The organism is Parabacteroides chongii (assembly GCF_029581355.1).
GTDB lineage: Bacteria > Bacteroidota > Bacteroidia > Bacteroidales > Tannerellaceae > Parabacteroides > Parabacteroides chongii.
The window spans coordinates 5,693,301-5,704,873 of the sequence record NZ_CP120849.1; the positions used below are offsets into that span (position 1 = coordinate 5,693,301).

At 44.3% G+C, this 11,573-nt stretch carries 12 protein-coding genes; 9 read left to right on the top strand and 3 right to left on the bottom strand.

Features of this window, described 5'->3' with window-relative positions; genetic code table 11:
- Positions 1-7 precede the first annotated feature (7 nt).
- The 8 genes from rsxC to P3L47_RS21975 all read left to right on the top strand — a co-directional run bounded on the left by rsxC (position 8) and on the right by P3L47_RS21975 (position 8,115).
- Entirely contained in the window at positions 8-1,339 is a 1,332-nt protein-coding gene (gene rsxC / locus P3L47_RS21940) for an electron transport complex subunit RsxC (RefSeq protein ID WP_277782127.1), read from the top strand.
- 12 nt (positions 1,340-1,351) lie between these two features.
- Positions 1,352-2,311 (top strand): RnfABCDGE type electron transport complex subunit D, encoded by a 960-nt coding sequence (locus P3L47_RS21945; protein ID WP_277782128.1) that lies wholly within the window; start codon positions 1,352-1,354, stop codon positions 2,309-2,311.
- A gap of 2 nt (positions 2,312-2,313) precedes the next feature.
- Positions 2,314-2,946 (top strand): RnfABCDGE type electron transport complex subunit G, encoded by a 633-nt coding sequence (locus P3L47_RS21950; protein ID WP_122363561.1) that lies wholly within the window; start codon positions 2,314-2,316, stop codon positions 2,944-2,946.
- Positions 2,939-3,523 carry an RnfABCDGE type electron transport complex subunit E gene (locus tag P3L47_RS21955; RefSeq protein WP_277782129.1) on the top strand — a complete coding sequence of 195 codons (585 nt, stop codon included), beginning with the start codon at positions 2,939-2,941 and terminating at the stop codon, positions 3,521-3,523. The genes P3L47_RS21950 and P3L47_RS21955 overlap by 8 nt, the downstream gene beginning before the upstream one ends.
- Positions 3,524-3,541: 18 nt before the next feature.
- Complete coding sequence (rsxA, locus tag P3L47_RS21960; protein WP_122363562.1) at positions 3,542-4,114, top strand: electron transport complex subunit RsxA; 573 nt, start codon at positions 3,542-3,544, stop codon at positions 4,112-4,114.
- Between the two features lie 22 nt (positions 4,115-4,136).
- Positions 4,137-5,177, top strand: coding sequence for a UDP-glucose 4-epimerase GalE (galE, locus tag P3L47_RS21965; protein WP_122363563.1), 1,041 nt, complete (start codon positions 4,137-4,139; stop codon positions 5,175-5,177).
- A 192-nt stretch (positions 5,178-5,369) separates the two neighbouring features.
- Positions 5,370-5,729 carry an Hpt domain-containing protein gene (locus tag P3L47_RS21970; protein WP_122363564.1) on the top strand — a complete coding sequence of 120 codons (360 nt, stop codon included), beginning with the start codon at positions 5,370-5,372 and terminating at the stop codon, positions 5,727-5,729.
- A gap of 25 nt (positions 5,730-5,754) precedes the next feature.
- Positions 5,755-8,115, top strand: coding sequence for a hybrid sensor histidine kinase/response regulator (locus P3L47_RS21975; RefSeq protein WP_277782130.1), 2,361 nt, complete (start codon positions 5,755-5,757; stop codon positions 8,113-8,115).
- Positions 8,116-8,146: 31 nt separating this feature from the next.
- Here P3L47_RS21975 and P3L47_RS21980 read toward each other — a convergent pair whose 3' ends face one another.
- The 3 genes from P3L47_RS21980 to P3L47_RS21990 form a co-directional block, all read right to left on the bottom strand.
- Positions 8,147-8,776, bottom strand: a complete 630-nt coding sequence (locus tag P3L47_RS21980; protein WP_277782131.1) for an HAD family hydrolase — start codon at positions 8,774-8,776, stop codon at positions 8,147-8,149.
- A 27-nt stretch (positions 8,777-8,803) separates the two neighbouring features.
- Positions 8,804-9,454 (bottom strand): NAD(P)-dependent oxidoreductase, encoded by a 651-nt coding sequence (locus P3L47_RS21985; RefSeq protein ID WP_277782132.1) that lies wholly within the window; start codon positions 9,452-9,454, stop codon positions 8,804-8,806.
- Between the two features lie 72 nt (positions 9,455-9,526).
- Positions 9,527-10,345: a peptidylprolyl isomerase gene (locus P3L47_RS21990; protein ID WP_277782133.1), complete on the bottom strand. Its 819-nt coding sequence runs from the start codon at positions 10,343-10,345 to the stop codon at positions 9,527-9,529.
- Positions 10,346-10,812: 467 nt separating this feature from the next.
- Between P3L47_RS21990 and P3L47_RS21995 the strand changes: the two genes are divergently transcribed.
- Positions 10,813-11,565 carry a DNA-binding domain-containing protein gene (locus P3L47_RS21995; protein ID WP_277782134.1) on the top strand — a complete coding sequence of 251 codons (753 nt, stop codon included), beginning with the start codon at positions 10,813-10,815 and terminating at the stop codon, positions 11,563-11,565.
- Positions 11,566-11,573: the final 8 nt, after the last annotated feature.

The following is an 11,573-nucleotide window of genomic DNA, read 5'->3' on the forward strand; positions in this document are numbered from 1 at the left end:
TAATAGTATGCTAAGGACATTTCGAATCGGAGGTATACATCCACCCGAAAATAAATTGTCTGCCGGGAAGAAAATCACCGGACTGGCTATACCCAAGCAGGTCATTATACCGCTAAGCCAGCATATCGGTGCTCCTGCCCAGGCTGTGGTCAAGAAGGGCGATCCGGTTAAAGTCGGTACACTTCTCGCCAAAGCCGGAGGTTTTGTATCGGCGAATATCCATTCGTCGGTATCCGGTAAAGTAAACAAGATAGATAACGCCCTCGACGCAAGCGGATACAAACGTCCCGCTATCTATATTGATGTGGAAGGCGACGAATGGGAAGAATCCATCGATCGCAGCGAGACACTCGTAAAAGAATGCCCGCTTCCTTCCAAGGAAATCGTAGATAAGATCGCGGCTGCCGGTATCGTAGGTCTGGGCGGCGCAACTTTCCCTACCCAGGTAAAACTGATGCCTCCTCCCGGAAGCAAAGCGGAGATCATTATTATCAATGCCGTAGAATGTGAGCCGTATCTGACTTCCGACCATTCGTTGATGATGGAAAAGACAGAACAGATTCTGGTCGGCGTTACTCTGTTGATGAAAGCCGTCAACGTAACAAAAGCAGTGATCGGTATTGAAAACAACAAACCGGATGCCATCGCACTTATGCAGAAACTGGCTGCCGGATATAAAGGAATCGACATCATGCCTCTGAAAGTACAATATCCTCAAGGAGGTGAAAAACAGCTGATCGACGCTGTGATTCGTCGCCAGGTAAAGAGCGGTGCACTGCCAATCTCTGCCGGAGCCGTTGTACAGAATGTAGGTACGGCTTATGCAGTATATGAAGCGGTGATGAAAAACAAACCGTTGTTCGAACGTGTCGTTACCGTAACGGGTAAAGCAGTTGCCAATCCGTCTAACTTCCTGGTTCGCATGGGTACGCCGATCAGTGCATTGATTGAAGCTGCAGGCGGTATTCCTGAAGATACCGGTAAAATAATCGGCGGAGGTCCGATGATGGGTAAAGCCCTGATCAGTCCGGAAGTGCCGGTTACCAAAGGTAGCTCCGGCGTATTGCTGATGACAAAAAAAGAATCTGAACGTAAACCGATGCGCGATTGTATCCGTTGTGCCAAATGTGTCAATGTTTGTCCGATGGGCCTCAACCCGACCCTGCTGATGAATGCTACAGAGTTTACAGAATGGGATCTGGCAGAAAAGAATCATATCACCGACTGCATCGAATGCGGTTCTTGTAGTTATACCTGCCCGGCCAACCGTCCGTTGCTGGATTATATCCGTTCAGGTAAAGGAAAAGTAATGGGAATCATGCGGGCACGAAAGTCATAAAAACAGAGCAATATGGAAAATAATTTAATAGTATCTCCGTCGCCCCATATCCACGGTGGTGACAGCATAAGCAAGAATATGTATGGTGTACTGATTGCCCTTGTTCCGGCTTTCCTGGTATCCCTCTACTTTTTCGGACTGGGTGCATTGATCGTTACTGCAACATCGGTCGTATCCTGCGTCCTCTTTGAATATCTGATCCAAAAGTTCCTGATGAAAAAGGAACCGACTATATGCGATGGTTCAGCCATCCTGACCGGTGTCCTGCTGGCATTCAACCTGCCGTCGAACCTGCCTGTATGGATCATCCTGATCGGCGCGCTGGCAGCTATCGGTATCGGGAAAATGTCGTTCGGCGGACTGGGTAACAACATTTTCAACCCTGCACTTGTCGGACGTGTATTCCTGTTGATCTCTTTCCCGGCACAGATGACAACCTGGCCGGAAGTAGGACAACTGACAGCTTACACTGACGCAACAACGGGTGCTACCGTTCTTTCCCTGATGAACGAAGGGGCACTCGACAAATTACCGACATTGGTCGATATGTTATGCGGTAAGATGGGCGGTAGCCTCGGTGAAGTAAGTGCGTTGGCATTACTTCTGGGACTATGCTATATGTTATGGAAAAAGATCATTACCTGGCAGATTCCTGTTTCCATCCTGGTTACGGTATTTGTATTTACTGGTATTATGCATCTGGTCAATCCGGTTCAATACGCAAGCCCGTTCGTTCACCTGCTATCCGGAGGTCTGATGTTGGGAGCTATCTTTATGGCAACTGATTATGTGACTTCCCCGATGAGCAAGAACGGAATGTTGGTGTACGGTATCGGTATCGGTATCCTGACCACAGTGATCCGTTTATTCGGTTCTTATCCGGAAGGTATGTCGTTTGCTATTCTTATTATGAATGCATTTACCCCGCTGATCAACAGTTATATAAAACCTAAACATTTTGGAGGGAAATAAGCATGGCAAAACTAAAATCAACATTACCCAATATGCTTTTGTCGCTTACCATCATTTGTGTGGCGGCCGGAGCGATATTAGCTGGAGTGAACATGTACACCACCGGTCCGATTGCCGCCTCCAAAGCGGCTGCGCTGGAAGCAGCGATCAAAGCTGTTACCCCTGAGTTTGACAATAAACCATCGGAAGATGCCTATATGGCCGTTACAGCCGAAGGCGACTCACTAAAGATCTACCCGGCTACCAAAGGCGGTGAATTCGTAGGTGCTGCCGTTGAAAGTAACACCAAGAAAGGATTCAGCGGCGAAATTAAAGTAATCGTCGGATTTGATAAAACTGGAAAACTGTTAAACTATTCAGTATTGCAACATGCGGAAACTCCGGGTCTCGGTGCCAAGATGCAGGAATGGTTTAGTGCAGATAAGAACAAACAAAGTGTGCTGGGACGCGACTTGACAAGCGGACCGCTAAAAGTAACTAAAGACGGTGGAGACGTGGACGCTATCACAGCTGCAACCATCACCAGCCGCGCATTCCTGGATGCAGTGAACCGCGCTTACAGCGCATTCTCTGGTACTGACGGAGTAACCGGTGCAACCGCTAACACTAAAGAGGGAGGAAACGACAATGAGTAATCTGAAAATATTGATGAACGGTATCATCAAAGAGAACCCGACATTTGTTTTACTGCTGGGTATGTGTCCAACTCTTGGTACAACCTCTTCAGCACTGAACGGTATGAGTATGGGACTTGCAACCATGTTTGTATTGATCTGTTCCAACATGGCGATCTCCGCAATGAAGAATCTTATTCCGGATATGGTACGTATCCCCGGATATATCGTTATTATCGCGACATTCGTTACGGTAGTACAAATGTGTATGGAAGCTTTCGTTCCCGCATTGTATGCCAGCCTGGGACTATTCATTCCGTTGATTGTAGTAAACTGTATCGTATTAGGACGTGCAGAAGCTTTCGCCGCTAAAAATGGTGTCGTTTCTTCCGCATTCGACGGACTGGGTATCGGACTCGGTTTCACCCTGGCCCTTACACTGCTAGGTGGCATACGTGAATTATTGGGTACAGGAAAATTATTCGGCCTGACTCTTATGCCTGAACAATTCGGTTCGCTGATCTTCGTACTGGCTCCGGGTGCTTTCATCGCACTGGGTTACCTGATTGCTATTGTAAACAAATTGCGTAAAGCCTGATATTAAAAAACGAAAGATATGGAATATATACTAATATTTATCGCAGCCGTATTTGTCAACAATGTCGTGTTGGCACAGTTCCTGGGTATATGCCCGTTCCTCGGTGTATCGAAGAAAGTGGAAACTGCGGCAGGTATGGGGGCAGCCGTTACATTCGTGCTTACCATCGCAACCATTGTCACTTTCCTGGTACAGAAATATGTCCTGGATAAATTCGGATTAGGTTTTATGCAGACAATCAGTTTTATCCTGATCATTGCCGCATTGGTTCAAATGGTCGAGATCATCCTGAAAAAAGTGTCTCCGGCTCTTTACCAGGCACTTGGGGTATTCCTTCCATTGATTACCACCAACTGCTGTATCCTGGGTGTCGCCATCCTCGTAATACAAAAAGAGTATAATTTATTGGAATCTGTTGTATATGCAATATCAACAGCTATTGGATTTGCGCTAGCTTTAGTTATCTTTGCAGGGATTAGAGAACAGTTGGCTTTGACACGTGTTCCCGAAGGTATGAAAGGTACCCCTATTGCGCTGATAACTGCCGGTTTACTGGCTATGGCGTTTATGGGATTCTCCGGAATCGTATAATTTAATCTAAATAGAGACTAGCATGAAAAAGAAAATCTTAGTAGCAGGTGGAACCGGATACATTGGCTCTCACACTACAGTTGAGTTGCAGAATGCAGGTTATGATGTAGTAATCATCGACGACCTGTCGAACTCCAATATCGAGGTATTGGATGGTATCGAAAAGATCACAGGTATCCGTCCTGAATTTATCAAGCTGGATTTAAAAGATAAAGAAGGAACTCGTGAAGCATTGAAGGCCCATCCGGGTATCAACGGTATCATCCTGTTCGCTGCCAGCAAGGCTGTCGGTGAATCGGTTCAACAACCGCTGAAGTATTATCGTAACAATGTCGTTACGCTGGTCAACCTGTTGGAACTGATGCCTGAATTCAATATCGAAGGTATTGTGTTCTCTTCTTCCTGTACCGTTTACGGACAGCCGGATCCTGAAAACTTGCCTGTAACAGAAGATGCACCGATCAAACCGGCAACTTCTCCTTACGGTAATACCAAACAGATCAACGAAGAGATCATCCGCGATACAATCCACGCAAATGCTCCGTTCAAGAGCATCATCCTGCGTTATTTCAACCCGATCGGAGCTCACCCGAGTGCAGAAATCGGTGAGTTGCCTAACGGTGTTCCCCAGAATCTGATCCCGTATCTGACACAGACTGCTATCGGTATCCGTAAGGAACTGAGCGTATTCGGTGACGATTACGATACACCTGACGGTTCTTGTATCCGCGATTATATCAATGTAGTCGACCTGGCGAAAGCTCATGTGATTGCTATGGACCGTATGTTGGGCGGTAAGACAGATGCAAATGTTGAATATTTCAACCTGGGAACCGGAAACGGTGTAACCGTACTGGAACTGATCAACACATTCGAAAAAGCTACCGGCGTAAAAGTTCCTCACAAGATAGTAGGCCGTCGCGAAGGTGATATCGAAAAGGTTTGGGCTAATCCGGAACGTGCTAACAAAGTATTGGGTTGGACAGCAAAAGAAACATTGGCTGATACATTGGCTTCTGCCTGGAAATGGCAGGAAAGACTGCGCGAACGCGGTATCCAATAAAAAGTCATTCATTAAATAAGTATGCCGGAAGAATCTTTACAAAATTCTTCCGGTTTTTTTTCGACAAAAAAAGCACTGAATCCTATTGAATTATAACGACTTTTCTGTTTTTGTATATTATTTTATTTACTTTTGTGTAATATTCTTTAGTCACTGATAATTAGTTCGTGACATAAAACCGACTACAAAGACATGACAAGCGAATACAAAGAAAAATTACAAGCAAACGGAGTTAACCTGAGCAGTGCATTAAACCGATTCATGGATAATGAACAGTTATATGAAAGGATACTTTCTAAATTTCCGATGGATGAAAATTTCCTCCAAATGGAGAAATGTCTTGTAGAGAATAATATCAACCAGGCATTCTGCCATGCCCATACGTTAAAAGGATTAGCCGGAACACTTGATCTGACCACCCTACTAAACATTTTGACCCCGATGACAGAACAACTCAGAACCGGGAATACGGAAGGTATGCAGGAATTATTCAACCAATTAAAGACAGAATACAATCAAATCTGTCAATTGATTGCTGAACATAAAGCCTGATATAAAAGCGGATAGATATAGTTATATGGAAAAGAAACTTAAATCAAATGAATCGTTAGCCAACTACCAGTATCTTATGGATATCGTTTGGACTATTTATCCCCAAAACGAAAGTGTCGAAGTCTTTAAGGACAGCATAAACCCGGAACTGGATAATACGAAACACGACTACAAAAACCTCTGCGATACCCGCAAAAAAGATGTCTATCCACCGGATTATAGTCTATGGGACGAAGTAATCTCGTTCGATACATTTCATAGCATGATAGCGGAAGGATGCATGCACAAGAAATTCGATATACGTTTCTTCAATACACATTTCGGTTTTGAATGGCATGAAGCCTTCATCGACATAATCGTCAATGAGAATGGCATACCTGACAAGATCATTTTATCCAGTCGTAACGTCAACAATTTTAGAAAATCTCAAATCATAGAAAAAGCCGTACAATCAGAATACGACTATGTGATTTATATAGAAGCTTCAAAAAACAGCTATGTTATGTACGCCTCCGGTTCGGAAAGCGATAGTCCCCCTCCAATCGCCAGCAGCGATTATGAGGCAGTGGTCACCGAATACAACCGGCAATATATGTCACCGGAATTATGTGAAGAAATGACGAAGAATATGATGATTGCCCATGTCGGTCCGATACTGGAACAACACGGGGAATATATTCTATACAACACTATGATAGAAAATGGTGTGAACCGGGATAAGAAAATACGATTCAGTTATTTCGACAAAGAAAAGAACATCTGGTTACTGACCCGAACTGATATAACGGAAATCAGGGAAGAAAGAAGACAGAAACAACTACTGCAGGAAGCCCTGCAAAGTGCGACAGTTGCCAACCGTGCCAAATCCGATTTCCTGTCACGAATGAGCCATGACGTTCGTACCCCTTTAAATGCTATTGTAGGCATGACAGCAATAGCCAGTCTGCATATAGATGATCAGATACGTATAGCCGATTGCCTGAAGAAGATAACTATTTCTTCCAAGCTCCTGCTGAACCTCATCAACGAAGTACTGGATATGTCAAAACTGGAAAGCGGACATATCATGCTGACGGAAGAGGCATTTAAGCTCGAAGAACTTCTGGAAAGTTTATTTGCGATGGTACAATCATCCGTCGAAATGAAAAAGCAGGATTTACACATACGCGTTATCCAGGTAAAACACGAATATCTGATCGGAGACGTACAACGCATACAGCAGGCATTAATGAATATACTGACTAATGCTGTGAAATATACACCTGAAAAAGGGCGGATAGACGTAACCATCAGAGAAAAAGCCTCTGTTTATAACGGTTATGGCCTGTTTGAAATAACAGTTGCAGATAATGGAATCGGTATGAAGCCCGAGTTTTTATCCAAGGTGTTCGAACCATTCGAACGCTCGGACGATGCTGCTATCCGGAATATCCAGGGTACCGGCCTCGGCATGGCCATCAGTCGTCATATTGCCCAGATGATGAACGGCGACATCCTGGTGGAAAGCGAACACGGCAAAGGTTCCAGATTCTCTATGACATTCCATGTCAAATTGGGAGATATGGATGAATATGATAAGGATATACTGGCAAATTTACCGGTATTGGTTGTAGATGACGATGATATCTCCTGCGAAATAGCCTGTGAAAACTTACAGGGACTAGGAATGAAACCGGAATGGGTTCTTTCCGGACAGGAAGCTGTACAGAAGATATTTGACGGGAACAAGTATTTTGCTATTATCATAGACCTGATGATGCCCAACATGAACGGTATCGAGACAACACACAAAATACGGGAATATGCGGGTCCGGATATCCCTATCATAATCATTTCGGCTTACGACTATTCAGGTTATGAAAGTGAAGCCCTGAAAGCCGGAGCCAATGGTTTCATCAGTAAACCTATCATGAAATCCAAACTATTCCACCTGATGAAAAGATTTGCTACTGACAAGAAGGAAGACAAATTGAACAGCGTTGCCCCAAAAGCCCTCACCACCTTCGTCGGTAAACGCATATTGGTAGTGGAAGACAATGACCTAAACCGGGAAATCGCCTACGAACTGCTACGGGAAACCGGCGCAGAAGTTGAAACAGCCTGCAACGGAAAAGAAGCGGTAAATTGCGTATCCAGCTCTACAGAAGGATACTACGATCTAATCATAATGGATATCCAGATGCCGGTAATGAACGGACTCGAAGCAACGAGGGCGATCCGTCTGCTTGACCGGGAAGATATAAAAATATTACCGATCGTAGCCATGTCCGCCAATGCTTTTGCTGAAGATGTACAGTTAAGCCTGAAAGCAGGCGTGAACGAACATATCGCAAAGCCGATAGAGATCACTACCCTCTACAAGATTATCACAAAATGGTTTAACTGATAGATTCCTAATATCAGTTAAACCATATAAATTATTCAGACAGGAATTTGTTTATTACTTCCCGCCAATCTTCGCCATTCTTCGGCTGATAAGTAACGAAACCCAGTTGGCGAGCGATCTCAATATTACTCTTTCCGTCATCCACAAAAAGTGTTTCTGCCGGATTCAGACCGCTGTCGCGGATCATATATTCGAAAATCTTCGCATCCGGTTTAGTGACACCCACCTCATAAGAGGTGTACATCTTGTCGAAATAGACACCGATCGGGCGACCGACAGGAGTAAACTCGCTAGTTCTTGCCCAACCTTCCTGGATAATCGGATTGGTGTTACTCAAAAGATACACATTGTATTTTTCGCGGAGATTCAGCAGATAGTCCAGTTTATATTGGGGAGTATCGACGATGAATCCAAGCCAGGCATGTCTGATAGCTTCGTATGAAAGATCTTTTCCGGTATATTCACATAGTTTCCGGCAAAACCCGTCGGCAGTGATCGTTCCGTTTTCCACTTCCAAAAAGAATCCTTTCTGTTCATAGGGATCGAGCAATTGCCTGGCATCCTCCACACCGATCTCTTCAAAGCGGCGCACTGCACACTCATGGTCCAGTTCTATCAAAACACCTCCCAAATCAAATACAATGTTTCTAATATTTGTCATAACGTTCTTCTTTTATATGATGTTCTCTTAATATCCTAACGTAAAACGTTCCTGATGGTGCTTTTCCTGTTCCAACTCGTCGATCATAGCGACAGCAAAATCTTCTACGGAAATATTACTGTCGCCTTTCTCATCTACCACCAATTCGTCTTTTCCCAAACGGAATTTCCCTGTACGCTGACCGGGAAACATATTGGCAGCCGGACTCAGAAACACCCAGTCGAACGATTTTTCCGGCAGCAACAAATCAGTATAAACTTTCGCCAGGCTCCGGATACCAGGAAGCAGTTTCTCCGGCACATCAGGTTCATTCATTAACAAACGCCCCGGAGCCACCAGCAGACTACCTGCTCCACCGACCATTAAATAACGATGCACACCGGCATTGCGTACAGCACAAATAATAGAACCGTACCCCTCCAATGTTTCATCGTATATCTTCGGATTCTCCCATCCCGGATTGAATGCACTGATCACAGCATCCGACTTAGCCAGTTCACGCGACAGAAAATCAGTATCGGTCACATTCCCTCCTACCACTTTCAGATTCGGATGAATCAATGTCAATTTGGATGGATTTCTAACAATGGCTTTTACCTGATGCCCTCTTCCTAACGCCTCTTTCAAAATAGCAGAACCGACGTAACCGGTTGCGCCTATAATAACAATTTTCTTCATGACTATATGTATGATTGATTACTTGTTTATAGAACAACACCGGGTAGGTATCTTGTTTAGGAAAAGCCCTTTCTATTTCTGAAACACTTTAGTCGATTTGATCATGACATCACGTACGGGACGGTCGTTTTTATCAGTTCTTACCAACGACATTTTCTCCACGACATCAAAACCGTCGACCACTTCACCAAAGATAGTAACCGAACTGTCCAAATGGGGAATACCCCCTACAGTCTTATATACTTCGCGGTGTTCTGCCGGAATAACATACGGACCGAGTTCAGCCAGGGTATCTTCCACCATGATCAGGGCACGGTTCGTCAACTCAGTCTCCATCGAATCGACAGCCAATACCGGATCGTCTTTCTTTAACTGATCGAGATATTTATAATATAACCAGTTACGGCGTATCTGATTGATTCGGGCTTCTTTCTCATCCAACTCGACATCACTCAGCACTTTACCCTGTACAAAACAGAACTGAGTACCGGCAGATGCACGTTCGGGGTTTACATCATCGCTTTCCTTTGCATCGATCAAGGCACCGCGTTTATTGAAATGGTTCGGGAGTATCTCGGCAGGAACGGTATAACCTCCGTCGCCATCGCCATATAATATACCGGGTTCGTGGGCTTTACTTGTAGGATCGCCGCCCTGCACAACAAAGTCTTTGATAATGCGATGGAACAACATTCCTTCATATTCGCCGGACTGGCACAGTTTGATAAAGTTATCCCGATGCAGCGGCGTATCGTCATACAACATAACGGTTACATCTCCCATCGTTGTCTTTACTGTCACATAGACGGGTTTAGAGGGATCGAGCGGTTTATCTGCACAGGATGCTAAGGTAAATAAGATGAGTAAAAAGGTACATAGTTGTTGTTTCATTTTCGATTAGAATTTAATAAATAACGACAAAACAAAGATAGTTATTTATGTAGCAGGAAACATAACTATCTATAGGGTTTTAATTATCAGAATCTTGATTCTTTATAAGAAAAAGGATTTAGTCTTAGTAGAACTACGTTAATTATTACTGGCAAATATATGAATAATTTATTACAGCCAAGTCTTTATATTCAATAAATTATAAAAAAGATTAGGGGACGCAGATTTAAATTAATTTTCTGCGTAAATCTGCGTCTTCTGCGTCATCTGCGTCCCCTAATTCATCCGTAGTTCTACTAAGACTACAACAAAAGAAGCAATGACTATTAAAGAGTTTATTATCAAATTGCAGAGATTGAAAGCGTTTCCAATCCTATCCTCCTTAAGAGAGAAAACAAGGATTGAATTCTACTCCATTTCTACCGATATCGAATCATTATTCATTTATTAATCAACACATTAATCGTATGCAAAACACATTGAAAGGTTGGTTGGCCGACAATACCGTGACTACCGACGACAAAACAGACAAAATTCTTTTGCTGGAATCAGCCGGAAACATCGGCCTCGAACAAATCTATAAGGAGATGAAAGAGGAAGATACCGGGCTCAAAATGGAAACTATCGTACACGTCGTTACGCTCTTCCTGCGCATTGTGATGCGCTTCGTCCTGAACGGTTACAGCGTAAACACCGGACTGTTCCGCGCCGTAGTACAATTCGTCGGAACAGTTAAAAAAGGGGTATGGAACCCGGAGGAAAACTCCATCTATGTATCGTTCAACCAGGAAAAACAGCTACGTGAATCGATTGCAAAAACAAAGGTGGAAATACTCGGCACCAAAGCAAATGTAATGTATATCCTTGAAGTAGAAGACCGCAAGACCGGCCTGAAAGACGGCACAGCCACTCCGGGACGTAATTTCTTCGTACGCGGATCGCATCTGAAAGTAGTCGGCTCCGATCCCGCCGTCGGCGTTACCCTGACCGACAGCGCAGGAAACGTGACGAAGCTGGTCGACGACGAAGTAAGTATCAACAAACCTTCCGAACTCACTTTGTTGTTGCCGGTCGACCTAAAAGACGATACATATACCTTGACGGTCTGCACGCAATACAGCCAAAGCGCACAGTTATTAAAAGAGCCCCGTAGCGTGAGCACCACAATCGTGGTAGGAAATCCCGGTGGCGGTGAAGACGACCGCCCCGTCATCGAGTAGGCAAGTCC